This window comes from Streptomyces sp. Wb2n-11 (genome assembly GCF_001049855.1).
Taxonomy (GTDB): Bacteria; Actinomycetota; Actinomycetes; order Streptomycetales; family Streptomycetaceae; genus Streptomyces; species Streptomyces altiplanensis.
In genome coordinates this window covers 884,595-901,745 of record NZ_CVPB01000001.1, presented here as the reverse complement: position 1 = coordinate 901,745, position 17,151 = coordinate 884,595, and the positions used below count along the sequence as shown (strand labels likewise).

Below are 17,151 nucleotides of genomic sequence, written 5' to 3'. Positions count from 1 at the left end.
CGCATCAGCAGCGCGAAAGGGCCCCGCCGGGCGCAGGCACAATGGGGACATGTCCCGACGCAGTTCACGCGCTACGAGCCGCCGTCCCCGGAGCCGGTCCCTTCCCGGGCCCCTCTCCGCCGCATCGCCCTGCCCCTGCGGCCTCCCCGCCGCCTACGGCGCGTGCTGCGGACGCTTCCACTCCGCCGCGGCCGCCGCGCCCACCGCCGAGCTCCTCATGCGCTCCCGCTACAGCGCCTTCGCCGTCCAGGACGCGGCGTACCTGCTGCGCTCGTGGCATCCCGGCACCAGGCCGCGGACCCTCGACCTCGACGCGGACATGCGCTGGCAGGGCCTGGACATCCTGGCGACCACGGAAGGCAGCGCCTTCCACACCACGGGAACGGTCACCTTCCGCGCCCACTACATCCACCGGGGCGAGCCGGGCGACCTTCACGAGCAGAGCCGCTTCGCCCGTCACGAGGGCGCGTGGGCCTACCTGGACGCGGTCTTCACGCGCTGAGACCACGCAGAGGCGCCCGGTTCCTCCCCTCACGTGCTGTTTCGTGTCGCGGCGGGCGGGGTACTGCGGACGGGATCGCGGGGCTCGGGACCATGCCGCCCGATCCACATCCGACGTACACGGCAACCGCCCCCGAACCGCCCGGAAGGCACACCATGGACGACCTCACCGAGCCGGAACTCGAAACGCTCTGGGACGCATTCCACCGTGTGGTGAACATGACGTCACAGGAATTGGCCACCTGGCTCCGGACCAGCGACGCGGACGAGGACGCCGAGCCGCTGCCCGAGCACGCCGGGACCGAGGCGGGACGGCACGTGCTCTCGATCCTGAGCAAGCGGCGCACGGACCTGACCGACGCCGACATCGCGGTCATGCGGCAGGTGGTGGACACCGTCACCGCGCAGCGGCGCGAGGATCTGGAGCCGACGGCCGGTGATCAGGCCTGGCGGTACCGGCTGATGCGGCTGGGACACGACCCGCTCAAGCCGGCATGACCTCCGGGGCCCGGACCCGCGACCGTTCCCAGGACGAACGCACGGTGCGGGCACTCCTCGACGCGTACGGACGGACGTACGCCGCCGAGGCGGGCATCCGGCTGCGCGACACCCCGCAGCCGCTCTACCGCCTCCTCGTCCTGTCCTGCCTGCTGAGCGCCCGGATCCGGGCCTCCACCGCCGTGGCGGCCGCCCGCGCGCTCCACGACGCGGGGCTGCGCGACGCGCGCCGCATGGAGACCGCCACGTGGCAGCAGCGCGTCGACGCCCTCGGCGCGGGCGGCTACCGCCGCTACGACGAACGGACCGCCACCCAGCTCGGTGAAGGGGCCCGGCTGGTGCTCGACAGGTACGGCGGCGACCTGCGCCGCATGCGCGAGGCCGCCGGCGGCGACACGGAGGCGCTGCGAAGCCTGCTGCGGGAGGTGCCGGGGATCGGGCCCGCCGGCGCGGACATCTTTCTGCGCGAAGCGCAGGCGGTGTGGCCCCAGGTCGCGCCGTACCTGGACGGGAAGGCCCTCCAGGGCGCGGAACGCCTCGGCCTCCCGGCCGACCCGGCCGAGCTGTCCCGGCTCGTCGGCGAGGGAGAGCACGCCCCGCTGGCGGCGGCGCTGGTACGGGTCTCACTCGACCGGCGCGGCGCGGACGCGCTGCGGGACGGACCGCGGGACGTCTCGGGGGAGGGGCACACCGGCTGAGCCCGCAGCGGGCGCGCTGTTACGGCCGAGGCGCGCGGGGTACGGGACGAGTCCGGGGACCTACGGGAGAGGTGAGTACGGGCCCCGGCCAGGCGGCGGGAAGTACGCCACCCGGCGGGCCCGGCTGCGGAAGGCGGCCGAGGACAGCGGCGTACCCGGCCGGCACGCAGACGAGAACCTCCAGGCCGGTGGTCCGCACGGGCGGAGCCGCAGGAGAGGAGCGCAGCGATGAGACGCCAGGAACGCGACGACGACGCCCGCGAGGAACGGCGCGGACCGCGGCCCCGGATCGGCAAGGGCGAAACGGACGCCGTCGCGGGCAGCGACGTGCAGCAGCCCGAGATCGCCGAGGGGCCCGTCGAGGGCATCCAGCCCGGGGAGCGGGTCGAGCGCGGGCCGTGGCACCCCCCGGTGGAGGTCGATCCGCCGACGGGTGGCGCGGCGGGAGACCGCGACGCCGTACGGGAGCAGAAGAAGCGGGGCGGCCCCTAGGGCCTGCCGTCAGACCGTCAAACGATCTGTACGGTCCCGTCGTGGCGGATGCCGGGCCGAGGGGGCCTTCGTGGCCCTTCCGGGGTTCGGAACCCCGGGCCCGGCGCCCGGCGTTCTCAGCAACGCGGGTGAGCCGAACGGCCACGGCCCGCCCCGTCGTGAGGAGGGTCCTCGCCTCCGGACCGCTCGCGTCACCGGGGGTCAGTACACAGCACTCGTGGCCGCCGGGACCGGCCATCACCACCCGGCCGGTCCCGGCCCGCCGATCGGGCAGGGCGCTCCACCAGCGGGAAAGCTTTCGTCCAGGTCAGAGCCGGAGCCTGCCCAGACGGCGCCGCCCGGTCAACCCATTGACGCCCCCGCGCTCGGCCACTGCCGTCACCACACCCTCCTCGTCCACCACGTCACAGGCACGTGAGGAGGCCGTCGAGCGGGGCCGGTGTCTGCCCGGGGCCGAGGGCTTCGACGAGGAGGCGGCCGTAGCGGATCTTGCGGCCCTTCTTCGTGCCGAGGAAGCGCCGTAGCTGCTGCTGCCGGGGCCGGCCGTGGTGTGCGGGCTGGTGCAGGAAGGTCTGCCAGGCACGGAGGTCGCCCCCGGTCCGGACGATCTCCTCGACCCTTGCTGTGCCCAGCGCGCGGATGAGCTCGTCCTCCAGGTCCGTCACGCACACGAAGAAGCCCCGGCGCGACGCCCGTGCCCGCTCCAGGCCGCGGTAGTAGAAGCGCTGCTCGCCCTCGTCGCACAGTCCTGCCAGGTGCAGTCCGAGGCCGGGCGGTCCGAGGAGCTCGGTGTAGCGGCCGACGCTCATCGCCCCGCCCATCGACACGACGCACACCCCCTCGGCGGCCAGGTCCCGGCCACGCCGTGCGGCCAGCGCCTCAACGGCGGCGAGGTCGCTCGGCCCTTCCAGCAGCACCGCTGTCCGCACCCCCAGCCGCACGGCCAGATCACCCGCCGGCCCGCCGGGACCACCGGCCGCCCAGCCATTCACCTCGTCCAGGAACGCCCGCATGTCCGCCATGGAGCGAGTCTGCACCTCCGCCGAGGGCATGGCGCGGGATTATTCGGCGGCCCCGTGGACACCACCAGGGCCGCCGTCGGCGCCGACACCACTCGCCGTCCGTTCACCGTGTTCACCGCGTTCACCGATTCCCCGTCCTGGACACCGGCCGCGGCGGCCAGGACGGGAAGCAGCAGGCCGAGCGTGCCGGCCGGGATGCTCCGGTCGGCACGCTCGGCCTCCGTACTCGTTGCCTCAGCCCCACCCGCACCGCGGTCCCGCATCACAAACACACGCGGAAAACACGGCACGGGTGGCAAAAGCGACCCCTTAGTTCACGTCTACGTAGTCACCGGAGGAGTTGCTGGGGCCCGATGTGGTGTTGCCGCTGTAGCGCCAGCGCCACGAACCGTCCCGGGAGGCGGTCACCGTGGTCTTCAGGTAACCGGTACTGCTCGCGGTGACCTTCTTGACCGTGGTGTACGTGCTGGATCCCGCGGGCTTGAACTGCAGCTTCACCAGTCGGCCGCCGTAGTTGTCGTAGCGGTGCAGGCTCCAGTTGGCGCGCTGCACGGTGCCGGTGACGGTGATCGGCTTGCCCTTGGCGACGGGCTCCGGGGAGGCGTTCATCTTCACGATGCGCGAGGCGCGCTGGAGGCGGACCGTCACGGAGAGCAGGTCGTCGTCGTAGCCGCCGCCCTTCTTGATGGCCGTGCCGAAGGTCTTCCAGGCGGTGGCGTCGCTGTTGACGAGGTTGTTGCCGTTTCCGCCCGGCATGTTGTCGGGGTCCACGGTGATCGTCTCGTTGCAGTCGCGGAACGTGTAGCCGCCCGCGGAGGACTGGCCGCAGCCCCATCGGGTCGTGAGGCCCGAGAGCTTGTACTCGTTGGTCCCGTAGGTGCCCCGGTACGCGTCGACCCACCAGCTGTCGAGCGCCACGTTGCTCTTGACCGTGTACGTCAAAGGAGCCTCGACCTCGGCGCTGATGCCGACGACGATGGGATTGCCCTTGTTGAACACGACGTTCGAGAACGTGATGTCACTGTCGGCCGCGTGCGCGGCCGGCGCCGTGAGTCCCACGCCCGCGAGCGCTATGCCCCCGGCCGTCGCGACGGCGGCCGCGCGCCGCAGAGCCGAAGGCCTGTGCCGCTCCGAAGGAACGGCGGATACCGAAGTGTTCAATCCCCACCCCTGAAATAATGGTGAATGTGCGCGACGGGCCTGTGCCCGCCGCACGCACTGTAGATCATCAGGGGCGCCGCCTCTCAGGGCCGGTCGGGCGGGGGCGGCGCCCCTCGCGCGGCAGGGCGCCCGGGCCCGCCGCCCGAACGGTGGCCCGGCTCCGCCGAAGGTCCGTGACGCGTGCGGGGGCCGGGCGCCGTCCCACGGCCTCCCCGCCACGTCCTCCTGAGGCCGGACGCCGGGGCCGGAGCCGGCAAGGCACCCTAAGGGCGTGACCTCACTTCCCCACCAGGGTCGGCACGGCCCCCGCGAGCACCACATGATCGTCAGTGGCGACGACGCACTCGCCCACCGGCTGGCCGCCGAACTGCGCGAGGTGTACGGGGAGGAGGTGACCCTCGTCGTGCCACCCGCCCACGAATCGCGCCGCCCTCCCGAGCCCCTCGCGGGCCGCGGCCCCGGCAGGGCGTCCGCGCTCTTCGGGCGGGTGTCCGCCGTCATGAACCGCACCGCCGCCACGCCCGCGGGCACCCCCGCCCCGGGCGCCGACGGCCGGCCCGCCGACACCGTGCGCGTCGTGGAGGCCTGGGAACTCGACGACCTCGCCCTGGCCCAGGCGGGCGTGGAGCGGGCCGCCGCGCTCGCCCTCGTGCACGACGACGACGAGGCCAACATCCGCGCCGCGCTGACCGCCCGCCGGCTCAACCCCCGTCTGCGGCTGGTCATCCGCCTCTACAACCGCAAGCTCGGCCTCCACCTCGAAGAGCTCCTCGACCAGGCCGCCGCCCTCGCCTCCCCCGGACTCGACCCCGCCGTCCTGGACGCGTCGACCACCGTGCTCTCGGACGCCGACACCGCCGCTCCCGCCCTGGCCGCCACCGCCGTCGCGGGCACCAGCAAGGTCGTCCAGGCCGACGGGCTGCTGCTGCGCGCCGTCGAACGCACCCCGCCCGCCGACGGCGAGGTCGCCGACTCCGGACTCTGCACGCTCGCGCTGCTCTCCTCCACCACCAGCAACCCGGCCGGCGCCGAGGGCTCGGACCGCGGAGGCGCGGAAGCGCCGCGCCTGCTGCCCGACGACCGCAGCGTCGCCGAAGCCACCGGCCGGGGCACCATCGTGCTCGAAGCGATCTCCCACACGGGTACGGCGCCGCCGCCCGGCCGGCTCGCGGGCCGCGGCCTGCCGCTCGCCGAGCTCTTCTCCCGCCGCCTGCGGTGGGCGATCGCCGGCATCGCGACCGCCGTGCTCGGTCTCGCGGTCGCGACCTGGGTCACCACCGACGACCCCCCGCTGCACGCCGCCTACGTCACCCTGCTCGACCTCTTCGCGATCAACGACCCCGCGGTCGACGCGTCGATCGAGCGTCAGATCCTCCAACTCCTCGCGGGACTCGCCGGGATGCTGCTGCTTCCCGTGCTCGTCGCCGCCGTGCTCCAGGCCCTCGGCGCCCTGCGCAGCGCCTCCGGACTGCGCCGTCCGCCGCGCGGCCTCTCCGGCCACGTCGTGCTGCTCGGTCTCGGCAAGATCGGCACACGCGTACTGGCCCGGCTGCGCGAACTCGACATCCCCGTGGTGTGCGTGGAGGAGGACCCCGAGGCGCGCGGCATCCCGCTCGCCCGCCGCCTGCGCGTACCGACCGTGATCGGCGACGTGACACAGGAAGGCGTACTCGAAGCCGCCAAGATCCACCGCGCGCACGCCATGCTCGCCCTCACCAGCGCCGACACCACCAACCTCGAAGCCGCCCTGTACGGCCGCTCGATCAAGCCGGACCTGCGCGTGGCCCTGCGCCTGTACGACGACGACTTCGCCACCGCCGTCTACCGCACCCTGCGCGCCGCCCACCCCCGCGCCCTGACCCGCAGCCGCAGCGTCTCCCACCTCGCCGCGCCCGCCTTCGCCGGGGCGATGATGGGACGGCAGATCCTGGGCGCCATACCGGTCGAGCGCACGGTGCTGCTCTTCGCCGCCGTCCAGGTGGCGGGCCTGCCGCAGCTCGAAGGGCGTACCGTCGCCGAGGCCTTCAGCTCCGGCGCGTGGCGCCTCCTCGCCCTGGACACCGCCACCGAGGACCGCCGCAGCGACCTGAGCGCGACCCGGGCCGACGATGACGGCGCCGGCCGCGGCAGGGGCGCGGGGCGCCCGCCCCGCCTGGTCTGGGACCTGCACCCCGGCTACGTACTGCGCTCCGACGACCGCGTGGTCCTCGCGGCCACCCGCCGCGGCCTCGCCGAACTCCTCGGCCGTACGCCCGCGTCGCGCACCGACGCGTCGGCGGGCTGAGGCGTCAGCGCGGCCCCAGGACGAACAGCGCGACGACGAGCAGGACCAGCAGCGCCCAGCCGAGCACCCCGATCTTCCGTCGCCGCGGGTTGCGTCCCTGGCGCCACGTGCCGGCTCCGTGCGGAGTGTCGTCTCCCATGGCAGCCCAGCATACGACCTGACGTCCCGGAGCTGCCGCCCCCTGTACGGCAACTCCGGGCCCGCCCATCGTTCCAGGCGGGCAACTCCCGGTGTATTGCCGTGTTCCGGCAATCTTTATGCTCTGTCCGTGCCCGAGGGCCACGTCAAGGAGTCGTCGACGGCGCGTCAGGAAGCGCCGGGAATCCGGGGAAGTGCGTGACAGAGCGCGAGATGTCCGAGGACTATCTGGATGGCTATGCCCGGATCCTGGTGGAAGTCTCCGCCACCGGACGCCGCCTCACGCGGGACGAACTGGACTCGCGCCGCGCGCTCGGAGAACAGGCGGCCGAGGCGGGGCACGGCCTGCGCGCCCTCGTCGGCCTCCACCTGGCGGCCACCCGCGCCGCCTGGCCCGGCACGTCCGCGGCGCCGGACCGGGTCCTGGCCGCCGTGGAACAGGCCGTCGACGCCTTCGCCGAGGGGTACGAGCGGGCCCAGCGGCTGGCCGTACGCCAGGAGGAGGCGGCCCGGCGCGAGTTCATCGACGACCTCCTCCACGGGCGCAGCAACCTGGGCCGGCTCGCCGCCCGCGCCGAGCGCTTCGGCCTGCGGCTCTCCCAGGCCCACGCCGTCGCGGTGGCCGAGGGTGCCGAGACGTACGAGGACACCGACCACGTCACCCGCCGGGTGGACCACGAACTCATCGGCCGCTTCGGCGACCGCCGCATCCTGCTCGCCACCAAGGACGGCCGGCTGATCTGCATCGTGCCCGGGGACCAGACCGAGGTGCTCACCCACTTCGCCAAGCAGGCGCACGCCGCCACGGACGGCGGCCGCGTGGCGATCGGCCGCGCGCACCCGGGCGCGGGCGGTGTGGTCCACTCGTACGAAGAAGCCCTCAGCGCCCTCGAACTGGCCGACCGCATGGCACTCGACGCTCCCGTGCTGCACGCCGCCGAACTGCTGGTCTTCCCCGTCCTCACCCGCGACCGCCAGGCGATGGCCGACCTGGTGCTCAGCGCGCTGGGCCCGCTCAGACAGGCCCGCGGCGGCGCCGAGCCGCTGCTGGAGACGCTGAGCGTGTACTTCGACGCCGGCTGCGTGTCGGCGGAGGCCGCCCGGCGGCTCAGCCTGAGCGTACGGGCGCTGACCTACCGGCTGCGGCGCATCCACCAGCTCACCGGATCCGACCCGGCCGACCCGATGCACCGCTACACGCTCCAGACCGCGGTGATCGGCGCACGGCTGCTGGAATGGCCCGCCAAGGGGATCTGACGCGGCGGGTGGATACCCTGGGCGCCGTTGTGATGCAGGGCACCATGAGGAGAACAAGCGTGGCCGAGTCCGTCATACCGCCGCCCGACCCGCTGGCTCCCAGCGGCACGCCCCTCGGAGCGTCGCGGCGCGCGATCGTCCGATGGTTCGCCGCTTTCGTCGCGTTCATGGCCCTGGTCCACTCCAGCATGCTGCTGCTCTACGTCGCCACGGACTTCCCGCTCTCCAAGAGCTACCGGGAGCAGGTCAACGAGTGGATGCGGCCGCTCTTCCCGCAGGACTGGAGCATCTTCGCGCCGGAACCCTCCAAGTTCAACCAGCACCTCGAGGTGCGGGCGAACACCGACGGGAAGTTCGGCCCGTGGGTCGACCTCACCGCGCACGACAACGCGGCGTACCGGGGCGAGCTGCTCCCCAGTATCGAGGACCAGCTGGTACTGCGCCGGGCCGTGTCGCAGTACCGGACGAACGCGGCGCGCGAGAACGCCACCGCGGCCACCGGCCGTTCGGCGCGTTACCTGCTCAACGTGGTTCTGGTCAGGCTCGACGACATGGGGGAGGAACCGGGACAGGCCGTGCAACTCCGCCTGAAGAGCACCCGCATACCGGCGCCCGGCTCCCGGCCCGGCGCCGTCGTGACGCGGCCGCAGTATCAGACCCTCGGATACTGGAAGGTCCGCTCATGACCGTACGCGCGGCGCTCGCCCTGGGCCTGGACTCCGCCGACGGCCTCGGCCGCCGCGTCGCGGGCGCGGCCCGGAAGCTGACCCTCCAACCGCTCGCCCCCTACAGCGCGGCCGCGATACGCATCGGCCTCGGCGGCCTGTACCTGATCCACCTGCTCCGCGAGTCGGTGCGCGCCGACCGCATCTGGGGGCCGGGCTCACCGTTCACCCCCGACCTCTTCGACCAGACCCTGAAGGCCCGCGGCCTGGACGGCGCCTTCTCCTGGTGGTACTCGCTCCTCGCCACCGACAGCGTGCTCGTCTTCTGGGCCTGGTACGGGCTCGCGATCGTGGCCAGCGCGCTGCTGATGCTCGGCTGGCGCACCCGCGCCACGGCCGTGGTCTTCTGGTTCCTCGTGGTGGCCTTCTACCTGCGCGGATCCATGGCCAACAGCGGCTGGGCGCTGCTGAGTCTGCTGTTCGCCAATTACCTGCTCTTCGTCGCGTCGGGCCGTCACTGGTCGCTCGACGCGCGCCGCCGCGCCCGCAGGGCGCAGGCGGGCGGCGCGACGTCGCCGAAGCCGGTCTTCCGGGGTGCGGAGACGGAAGAACTCCGCCGGCGCCTGGTCACCGTCCTGCACAACGCCGGCATGGCGATGATCGCGCTCCAGGTCATGGTCATCTACGGTTCCGCGGCCATGTACAAGATCCAGGGCGAGTCGTGGCGCAACGGCACGGCCCTCTATTACTCGATGATGTACGACGACTTCTCGACCTGGCCCGAACTCTCGGCCTGGGTCGCGGGCCACGGAACCTTCGCGGCGCTCATGGCGTACGTCACCGTGTTCTCGCAGATGCTGTTCCCCGCACTGGTGTTCAACCGGCGGCTCAAGTACTGCATCCTCGTCCTCATGCTCGGCACGCACGTCGGCATCGGCGTCCTGATGGCCCTGCCGATGTTCTCCGCCGTCACGATCGTCGGCGACCTGGTGTTCCTGCCGACCACCTTCTGGCTCGCCGCGGCCCGGCTGGTGCGGACGGCGCGGGCGGCTCCGGAGAAGACGCCGGACGCACCGGCTGCGCCACCCCGGGAAGCGGTGGACGCCGAGGCCGGTTCATCGACGTGACCCTGTGACCGGCCGGCCTCACGACGCTCAGCGGCGGCCGGCCGGCAGGAGTTCGCCCTGTGCCAGGTCCTCGGCGAGCAGCCGCTTGGCGATCGCGTCGACGGCGGCCCGCAGTTCCTCGCTGTCCGGCCGCCCGCCGTCCATCTCCAGCTGGTCGCCGAGCCACCGCGCCCACGCCGCGGTGATCACTTCGGCCTCGCGCGCGCCCGCCGGGGTGTGGGAGAGCAGGCTGCCGTCGCGGGTGAGGTAGCCCTCGTCCACCATCCGGTCGAAGACCGGCAGCAGCACCTCCGGCGGGACGTTGCGGCGGGCGGCGATCAGCCCGAGGCTGGCATGTCCGACGAGGCGGGTGAGCAGCGCGACCTGCATGACCGCCCAGGCGCCCGCGATGTCGAGACGGGTGTCGGAGCCGCTGACGATCCACCGTGCCGTGTCGGGGCCCTTGGTCCGGAGGATCTGCGCGACGGACAGTTCGAGCAGGCCGGCCGAGTCACCGATGCCGGGGGACGCGAACCCCTCGCCCATGTCGGTCGAGCCCGCGCGGGCGGTGTCGCGCAGCTTGACCTGCTTGAGGAACAGCGACACCAGGAAGCCCACGACCGCGACCGGGACCGTCCACAGGAACACCGTGTGCAGCGAGTCCGCGTACGCCTGGACGATCGGCTCGGCCTGCGCGGGCGGCAGCGTGTGCAGGCCCTCCGGACTCTGCGCCACCCGCGTCAGGGTCGCGGGGTCCGCCCCGCCGCGGGCGGCCTCGGCGATGCCCGAGGCGAGGTTGGGACGCAGCGAGTTGGCGTAGATGGTGCCGAAGACCGCCGTGCCGAACGACATGCCGAGCGTACGGAAGAAGGTGACACCGGAGGTGGACGTGCCGAGGTCGGCGTACTCCACGGTGTTCTGCACGGCGATCGTCAGGACCTGCATGCACAGGCCGATGCCGGTACCGAGCACGAACATGTAGAGCGACTCCGGCCAGGCGCTGGTCCCCGTCCCCATCAGGGAGAGCAGGAACAGGCCGACGCCCATCACCAGTGAGCCGACGACCGGGAAGATCCGGTACCTGCCCGTCCTGCTGACGACGCTGCCGCTGAAGACGGACGCGATGAGCAGGCCCACGATCATCGGGAGCGTCCGCACGCCCGAGACCGTCGCGGAGTCCCCGTCGACGTACTGGAGGTACGTCGGCAGGAAGATCATCGCGCCGAGCATCGCGAAACCGACGACGAAACTGAGGATCGAGCAGACGGTGAAGACGGGATTGGAGAACAGCCGCATCGGGAGCATCGGCTCGACGGCGCGCGTCTCGGCGTAACAGAACAGCGCGAGCGCGATCAGACCGCTCGCGAAGAGCCCGATGATGACGCCCGAGCCCCAGGCGTACTCGTTGCCGCCCCAGCTCGTCCCCAGGATCAGCGCGCTCGCGCCGACCGTGACGAGCGCGATGCCGAGGTAGTCGATGACGGGGCGGCCCGCGGAGCGTACGGAGGGGATGGTGCGGGCGGCGGCGAGGACCACGAAGATCGCGAGCGGGACGTTGACGTAGAACGCCCAGCGCCAGGTCAGGTGGTCCGTGAAGAGGCCGCCGAGCAGCGGGCCGATCACGGTGGCGACACCGAAGACCGCCCCGATGGCGCCCTGGTACTTGCCGCGCTCGCGCAACGGGATGACGTCGGCGATCAGCGCCATCGAGGTGACCATCAGGCCGCCTGCGCCGATGCCCTGGAGCGCGCGCCAGGCGATCAGCAGCGTCATGTTGGCCGACAGGCCGCACAGGAACGAGCCGGTGATGAAGACGACCGCCGAGACCTGGAAGACCAGCTTGCGGCCGAAGAGGTCACCGAACTTGCCGACGAGGACGGTGGCGACGGTCTCGGCCAGGAGGTAGGCCGTGACCACCCACGACATGTGCTCGGCGCCGCCGAGCTCCGAGACGATCGTCGGCAGGGCGGTGCCGACGATCGTCTGGTCCAGAGCGGCCAGCAGCATGCCGAGCATGATCGTCCCGAAGACGATGTTCCGCTGCCGTCTGTCGAGCACGGGCGGCGCGGAGGGTGCCCGCGCGGGGTCGGGGCCGTGGCCGGGCTGGTCTCGCGGGTGGTGGTCACCCTTGCACCCTCACACCGGCGCGGGCGCCGCGCATGCGGTGACGTCCGTACGCCGTAGCGGCCGCCCCGCGGGGCCCGCCGCCCGGGTCGGGCCGCCCCGCACTGGGCAGAATCCAGCGACGGGCACTGTGGGCTGAGGGGGACGGCATGGCGGACTTCGCGGTGATCGGCGGCGGAATAGGCGGGCTGGCAACAGCGCTCTTCGCCACCCGGCGCGGCCACCGGGTGACGGTCTTCGAGCGCGACCCCCGTGCCCCGGGCGGTTCCGCCTCCAGCCTCGACGAGGACTTCTTCGGCCGGCGGCGGCCCGGCGTACCGCAGGCCGCCCAGCCCCACCTCATGCTCGGTGCCGCCCGCGCGGTGCTCCGCGCCGAGGCGCCCGACGTCTACGAGGCGGTCATCCGGCTCGGCGCCCGCGAACGGCACGAGCTGGACTGGTTCGAGGAACGGCCCCCGGTCCGGCCCGGCGACGAGGACCTGGTGACGGTCCAGGCCCGGCGCATCGTCGTCGAGACGGCGCTCACCGAGGCGCTGCGGGCCGAGCCGCGAGCAGCCCTGCGCTACGGCGAGCCCGTCACCGGACTCCTCGTCGACCCGTCGGCGGCCCCGCCCCGGGTCCACGGCGTGCGGACGGAACGGGGAGCGTACGAAGCCGAACTGGTGATCGACGCGGGCGGCCGCCGGTGCGCGTCGGGGGAGTGGCTGACCGGGGCCGGCTGCCGCCCCCCGGTGGTGGAGCGGCACCGTACCGGCATCGCGTACTTCTGCCGCTGGTACCGGTTGCCGGACGGGCGTCTCGACGGCCCCGCCCGGCCCTGGACCGTGTCCGGCGGAACCTTCGCCGGCTGCGCCGTCTTCCCCGCCGACAACGGGCTGTTCGCGGTCACGCTCTTCGTCCACACCGATGACCCGACGCGCGGCGCGCTGCGCGACCCGGCCGTCTTCGAGGCGGCGGCCCGCACGTTCCCGCCGGGGGAGGCGTGGCTGGAGCTGGGGGCGCGGCCCCTCTCCCCGGTTCTCGCGACCGCCGCACTCGACAACCGCTGGAGCGCGCTCGTCGACGAGCAGGGGCCCGTCGTCACGGGCATGGTCGGTGTCGGGGACGCCGTCACCCACACCAACCCGACCATCGGGCAGGGCATGTCGCTCGCCCTGTGGGCGGCCCGCCGGATCGCCCAGGAGACGGACCGGGACCAGGGGCCGCGCCAGGGCCCGCGCCCCGCCCCGGGTTCGCCGGACTTCGTCGCCGAGCACTACGCCTGGGCGCTGCGGACCCTCAGGCCCTGGTTCGACTTCCAGGTCGTGACCGACCGCGCGATCGGCGAACGCTTCATCGCCCGGGAGTTCACGACCGGCCCCGCCCGGCAGATGGCGGCGCTCTTCGAGTGCGCCCGGGAGGACCCGGAGGTGATGCGGGCGCGCGCCAGGGTCCGGCACCTCGCGGCGTTCCCGGCCGAGGCGTACGGAGCCCCGGAGATCAGGGCGAGGGTGGCGGCCTGGCTGGCGGCTCACCCCGACTACGTACCGAGCGGGGTGAGCCCCGACCGCAGGAAGTGGGAGAAGATCACCGCGCCCTGACGATCACCGAGCCCCGAGGACGCCCGCGGGGCCGCGGCCCACCCGCTCCTCCGACTGGGCGTAGGGTCCGCGCACGCGCGGGACCGCGCTCACGGTCCCGCGCCCGGCATCACCGGCGGGCCCGGGGGCCGGTCCGGCGGCTGTCCCCGGCGGCGCGCCCGGGCCGGTCCGGTGTGCGGCCCGGGTCCGACCGGCTTAGCGTGACGGACATGGACGATCACGACCACGGCCCGGAAGACCTGCCGTACCCGCCGGACCGGGCGAAGCACGAGGGCGTGTGAGCGCCGTATGACCGAGGGACCGGGAGCGCGGGACACGCAGGACGCCGGCGAGGAGCGACCCTCGCACGGCGCGCACGGCAGGCCGCCGACGGCCGCCGAGAAATGGGCGGCCTTCAAGGACTCGCCGTTCCTGCCCGCCCTCGTGCTGGTGTTCATCCTGGCCCTCGCGGCCGGGCTCTTCGCCGGCTCCTACACGTACACGATGGCCGACCCCACCCCGCGCCGGGTCCCCGTCGCCGTGGTCGGCGGCACCGGGGCGCCGCCCGCGCGGACGTTCGTCACCGGCATGGAGGAGGCACTCAACGCCTCGCTCGTCCTGACCCCTTACGACACCGCCGCCGAGGCGCGCGAGGCCGTGAACGAGCAGGAGGAGTTCGCGATCGTGCGGATCAGGGGCGACGGCGTGGAACTCGACGTGGCGGGCGCGTCGGGCGCCTCGGTCGCGCAGGTGCTCGCCGAGACCGCCGCGCAGGTCGGTGCGCGGACCGGCGTGCCGGTCGTGGTCAGGGACATCGAGCCGCTCCAGGAGGGCGATCCACGCGGGCTCGCCCTCTTCTACATCTCGCTCGCCGCCGTCATCATCGGCTTCGTCGGCGCCATCCAGCTGAGCATCCACGCCCGCGGGCTCAACCCCGCCGAGCGGATCGCCTTCACCGTCGCCTACTCGCTCCTGGGCGCGTTCGCCATCGCCGCCGTCGTGGACTGGCTGCTCGGCGCGCTCGACCTGCCGTTCACCGAGTCGTGGCTGATCCTGGCGCTGACGATGTTCACCTCGGGCATGGTCTTCACGATGTTCAACACCCTCATGGGCCGCTGGGCGATGCTCCCCACCTGGGGCCTGATGGTGCTCCTCGGCAACCCGTCGTCGGGCGGCGCGGTGTCCTGGCCGCTGCTGCCGTCCGTACTCGGCCACGTCGGCCAGTGGCTGCCCCCGGGCGCCTCGGTCAACGCCCAGCACACGGCCGTCTACTTCGAGGGCCACCAGCACCTCTTCCCCTTCCTGGTGCTGGCCGCCTGGGCGCTCGTCTCCTGCGCGGTCTTCTGGGTGTACCGGCACCGCCACCCCGGCGGACGCGGCCGCGCGCCTGCGCACGCGGCCGCACCCGCCGGGGCCTGAGACCGGCCGGACCGGATCCCGCTACAGCTGCTTGATGCGGATGTCGCGGTACGAGATCACATCGGTGGTCCCGTGGACCTGGAGGCCGATGTAGCCGGAGGCGTACCGCCGGCCGTCCGTCCCCGGGTCGTCACCGCGCGGCGGGTAGAAGTCCTGCCCGCCGTTGTTGTCGAACTCGTTGACCAGGACACCGTTGCGGAAGACCGAGTAGTGCTGGCCCTCCACCCGGATCTCGTAGTCGTTCCAGGTGCCCTTGGGCGTGACGCCCGCACCGCCCAGGCCCACGCGGTCGAAGCCGTAGACCGAGCCCGTCTTGTACATGTCGCCGTCCGGGCGGTCCAGGATCTGCACCTCGTGCCCGTACTTGATGGCGACCCACTCCGGGCGCGTCTCCTCCGGGTGGTCGTGGACCTGCGGGAAGCGCACGAAGACACCGGCGTTGGCGTTGCCCGTGCCCGGTGCGTCGTCGCGCCACTGGAGCTTGAGCGAGAAGTCCTCGTACTTCCGCTCCGGGAACCACAGCATGCCCATGCCCGGCGCCGTGGTGGAGCTGGTCATCGAGCCGTCCGCGTTCAGGCCGAACGAACCGCCGCCCACCTGCTGCCACTTGGCGAAGGAGGACTGCGTACCGTCGAACAGGTTGCGGTAGCCGGCCGTCTGGCCCGGCCTGCCGATCCCGGACTGCCTGGCCGCGCGGTAGATCTTCCGGTGCTCGCGGTCGTCGATGACCCCGTCGTACAGCAGCTTGTCGAGGACCTTGTCGACGTGCTTGAGGAAGAGCGCCTGGGAGGTCCACTCCCGCTCGTCCTCGATCAGCTCGTTGATGGTGCAGCGGCTGTTCGTGACGCGGTTCGGCACGCCGGTGTCGACCGTGCCGACGATGACCGTCAGCCGCTCGTCGTGCTCGGGGCAGTTCGGCGCGGGGACGCCGCCGCCCTCCGCGACCTGGATCACCACCTGCCGGGCGGCGGAGGTGTTGCCCGCCTTGTCGGTGGCGCGGTGGTCGACGGTGTGCCGGCCCACCCGGTCGACGATCACCGGTGTGGTGTACGCCAGGTAGGGGCCGCCGTCGAGCGAGTACTCGATCTTGTCGACACCCGAGCCGCCCGTGTCCGTCGCGGTCAGCGTCACCTTGGCGCTGGTGATGTACGCGCCGTCGGCGTTCCTGTCGCCGCTGACGGTCGCGGTGGTCTCCGGCGGGGTGGTGTCCCCGGCCGGCGGTGCGACGACCGTGAAGTCGACGGCCTTCTCGGCGGAGGTGTTCCCGGCCCGGTCGGTGGCCCGGTAGCGGACCGTGTGCGTGCCGGTCTCGTGGACCATGACCGGTCCCGCGTACGCCGTCCAGGCGCCGGTCGCCCCGATCGCGTACTCGATGGTGTTGACGCCCGAGCCGGTGTCGGAGGCGGTCACCGTGACCGTCGCCATGTCCAGGTACTGGCCCTCGGCGTTCCTCTCGCCGCTCACCGTCGCCGAGGTCTCCGGCGGGGCCTTGTCGTCCGTCGGTGGTGCGACGACCGTGAAGTCGACGGCCTTCTCGGCGGAGGTGTTGCCCGCCTTGTCGGTGGCCCGGTAGCGGATCGTGTGCGTGCCGACCTCGTGGACCATGAGGGGCGCGGTGTACGGGGTCCAGGTGCCGTCCGCCCCGATCGCGTACTCGATCCGCTCGACGCCCGAGCCCGCGTCGGTGGCCTCGACGGTCACCGAGGCGTACCCGATGTACGCGCCGTCGGCGTTCTTCTCGCCCTCGGCCTTCGCCGAGGTCTCCGGCGCGGTGGTGTCCTCGCCGCCTGCCTCGGTGACGGTCAGGGTGCCCTGCATGGAGCCGTGGCCGGGGATGGTGCAGTGGTAGAAGTACCGGCCGGGCGTGAGGGTGACCGTGGCGGTGTGCCTGCCGCCCTGGTCGTCGTTGGGGTTGGCGAGGATGTTCAGCTGTACGTCGTCGTTGTACTCGGGGTCGGACACGCCGAACGTCAGCGTGTGCGGCATCCCGGTCGTGTTGCCGGTCGCCGCGCTGTTCTCGAAGACGATCGTCGTCTCGCCCGCCACCGCCGTCTTCGGGAACGCCAGGTAGCGGTCGATCGGGTCGCCGGCGGTCCAGGTGAGCGTCTGGACGGGGGCGGCCGCTGTCCCCGCCCCGTCGTCCTCGCGACCGTACGCCGCCGTCGACGTCAGTCCGAGGACCATCAGCAGGGCGGCCGCCAGCGCCGTCCACAGCTGGGGAGTTCTC

General features: G+C 72.9%; 15 protein-coding genes. 10 read left to right on the top strand and 5 right to left on the bottom strand.

Annotation, left to right across the window (positions count from 1 at the left end):
- The first annotated feature begins 49 nt into the window (after positions 1-49).
- From BN1555_RS03945 to BN1555_RS03930, 4 genes are all read left to right on the top strand, one after another.
- A complete protein-coding gene (locus tag BN1555_RS03945) occupies positions 50-502 on the top strand; it encodes a YchJ family protein (RefSeq protein WP_093797881.1) in 453 nt (150 codons plus the stop codon).
- Positions 503-657: 155 nt separating this feature from the next.
- A complete protein-coding gene (locus tag BN1555_RS03940; protein ID WP_093797879.1) occupies positions 658-999 on the top strand; it encodes a DUF3140 domain-containing protein in 342 nt (113 codons plus the stop codon).
- Complete coding sequence (locus BN1555_RS03935) at positions 996-1,697, top strand: HhH-GDP family DNA glycosylase (protein ID WP_093797877.1); 702 nt, start codon at positions 996-998, stop codon at positions 1,695-1,697. The genes BN1555_RS03940 and BN1555_RS03935 overlap by 4 nt, the downstream gene beginning before the upstream one ends.
- A gap of 228 nt (positions 1,698-1,925) precedes the next feature.
- Complete coding sequence (locus BN1555_RS03930) at positions 1,926-2,189, top strand: hypothetical protein (protein WP_093797875.1); 264 nt, start codon at positions 1,926-1,928, stop codon at positions 2,187-2,189.
- Positions 2,190-2,593: 404 nt separating this feature from the next.
- On the opposite strand, the gene BN1555_RS03925 is transcribed toward BN1555_RS03930, so the two are convergent.
- Both BN1555_RS03925 and BN1555_RS03920 read right to left on the bottom strand, forming a co-directional pair.
- Positions 2,594-3,211 carry a TOPRIM nucleotidyl transferase/hydrolase domain-containing protein gene (locus tag BN1555_RS03925; RefSeq protein WP_093803162.1) on the bottom strand — a complete coding sequence of 206 codons (618 nt, stop codon included), beginning with the start codon at positions 3,209-3,211 and terminating at the stop codon, positions 2,594-2,596.
- Positions 3,212-3,520: 309 nt separating this feature from the next.
- Entirely contained in the window at positions 3,521-4,372 is an 852-nt protein-coding gene (locus BN1555_RS03920) for a hypothetical protein (protein WP_255305868.1), read from the bottom strand.
- 319 nt (positions 4,373-4,691) lie between these two features.
- Between BN1555_RS03920 and BN1555_RS03915 the strand changes: the two genes are divergently transcribed.
- A complete protein-coding gene (locus BN1555_RS03915) occupies positions 4,692-6,656 on the top strand; it encodes a potassium channel family protein (RefSeq protein ID WP_093797873.1) in 1,965 nt (654 codons plus the stop codon).
- A 4-nt stretch (positions 6,657-6,660) separates the two neighbouring features.
- Here BN1555_RS03915 and BN1555_RS40085 read toward each other — a convergent pair whose 3' ends face one another.
- Positions 6,661-6,795 carry a hypothetical protein gene (locus tag BN1555_RS40085; RefSeq protein WP_255305867.1) on the bottom strand — a complete coding sequence of 45 codons (135 nt, stop codon included), beginning with the start codon at positions 6,793-6,795 and terminating at the stop codon, positions 6,661-6,663.
- A gap of 197 nt (positions 6,796-6,992) precedes the next feature.
- Between BN1555_RS40085 and BN1555_RS03910 the strand changes: the two genes are divergently transcribed.
- From BN1555_RS03910 to BN1555_RS03900, 3 genes are read left to right on the top strand one after another with little or no spacing between them, the layout of a single operon-like run.
- A complete protein-coding gene (locus BN1555_RS03910) occupies positions 6,993-8,051 on the top strand; it encodes a PucR family transcriptional regulator (RefSeq protein ID WP_093797871.1) in 1,059 nt (352 codons plus the stop codon).
- Positions 8,052-8,110: 59 nt separating this feature from the next.
- On the top strand, positions 8,111-8,737 hold the full coding sequence (locus tag BN1555_RS38830) for a DUF5819 family protein (protein ID WP_093797869.1): 627 nt from the start codon (positions 8,111-8,113) through the stop codon (positions 8,735-8,737).
- Positions 8,734-9,843 (top strand): HTTM domain-containing protein, encoded by a 1,110-nt coding sequence (locus BN1555_RS03900; protein WP_093797867.1) that lies wholly within the window; start codon positions 8,734-8,736, stop codon positions 9,841-9,843. The genes BN1555_RS38830 and BN1555_RS03900 overlap by 4 nt, the downstream gene beginning before the upstream one ends.
- A gap of 27 nt (positions 9,844-9,870) precedes the next feature.
- Here BN1555_RS03900 and BN1555_RS03895 read toward each other — a convergent pair whose 3' ends face one another.
- A complete protein-coding gene (locus tag BN1555_RS03895; RefSeq protein WP_093803159.1) occupies positions 9,871-11,838 on the bottom strand; it encodes a DHA2 family efflux MFS transporter permease subunit in 1,968 nt (655 codons plus the stop codon).
- Between the two features lie 257 nt (positions 11,839-12,095).
- Between BN1555_RS03895 and BN1555_RS03890 the strand changes: the two genes are divergently transcribed.
- Together BN1555_RS03890 and BN1555_RS03885 are read left to right on the top strand one after the other, a co-directional pair.
- Positions 12,096-13,526 carry an FAD-dependent oxidoreductase gene (locus BN1555_RS03890; protein WP_093797865.1) on the top strand — a complete coding sequence of 477 codons (1,431 nt, stop codon included), beginning with the start codon at positions 12,096-12,098 and terminating at the stop codon, positions 13,524-13,526.
- Between the two features lie 288 nt (positions 13,527-13,814).
- Positions 13,815-14,924 (top strand): ABC transporter permease, encoded by a 1,110-nt coding sequence (locus BN1555_RS03885; protein ID WP_093797863.1) that lies wholly within the window; start codon positions 13,815-13,817, stop codon positions 14,922-14,924.
- A 21-nt stretch (positions 14,925-14,945) separates the two neighbouring features.
- On the opposite strand, the gene BN1555_RS03880 is transcribed toward BN1555_RS03885, so the two are convergent.
- Positions 14,946-17,108: an OmpL47-type beta-barrel domain-containing protein gene (locus BN1555_RS03880; RefSeq protein WP_093803158.1), complete on the bottom strand. Its 2,163-nt coding sequence runs from the start codon at positions 17,106-17,108 to the stop codon at positions 14,946-14,948.
- Positions 17,109-17,151 lie beyond the last annotated feature (43 nt).

Coding starts and splice junctions, on each gene's coding strand:
- BN1555_RS40085 (WP_255305867.1), bottom strand. CDS start 6,795: ATGGGAGACGACACTCCGCACGGAGCCGGCACGTGGCGCCAGGGACGC.
- BN1555_RS03895 (WP_093803159.1), bottom strand. CDS start 11,838: ATGCTCGGCATGCTGCTGGCCGCTCTGGACCAGACGATCGTCGGCACC.
- BN1555_RS03925 (WP_093803162.1), bottom strand. CDS start 3,211: ATGGCGGACATGCGGGCGTTCCTGGACGAGGTGAATGGCTGGGCGGCC.
- BN1555_RS03915 (WP_093797873.1), top strand. CDS start 4,692: ATGATCGTCAGTGGCGACGACGCACTCGCCCACCGGCTGGCCGCCGAA.
- BN1555_RS03880 (WP_093803158.1), bottom strand. CDS start 17,108: ATGGTCCTCGGACTGACGTCGACGGCGGCGTACGGTCGCGAGGACGAC.
- BN1555_RS03890 (WP_093797865.1), top strand. CDS start 12,096: ATGGCGGACTTCGCGGTGATCGGCGGCGGAATAGGCGGGCTGGCAACA.
- BN1555_RS03885 (WP_093797863.1), top strand. CDS start 13,815: ATGACCGAGGGACCGGGAGCGCGGGACACGCAGGACGCCGGCGAGGAG.
- BN1555_RS03945 (WP_093797881.1), top strand. CDS start 50: ATGTCCCGACGCAGTTCACGCGCTACGAGCCGCCGTCCCCGGAGCCGG.
- BN1555_RS03930 (WP_093797875.1), top strand. CDS start 1,926: ATGAGACGCCAGGAACGCGACGACGACGCCCGCGAGGAACGGCGCGGA.
- BN1555_RS03935 (WP_093797877.1), top strand. CDS start 996: ATGACCTCCGGGGCCCGGACCCGCGACCGTTCCCAGGACGAACGCACG.
- BN1555_RS03900 (WP_093797867.1), top strand. CDS start 8,734: ATGACCGTACGCGCGGCGCTCGCCCTGGGCCTGGACTCCGCCGACGGC.
- BN1555_RS03940 (WP_093797879.1), top strand. CDS start 658: ATGGACGACCTCACCGAGCCGGAACTCGAAACGCTCTGGGACGCATTC.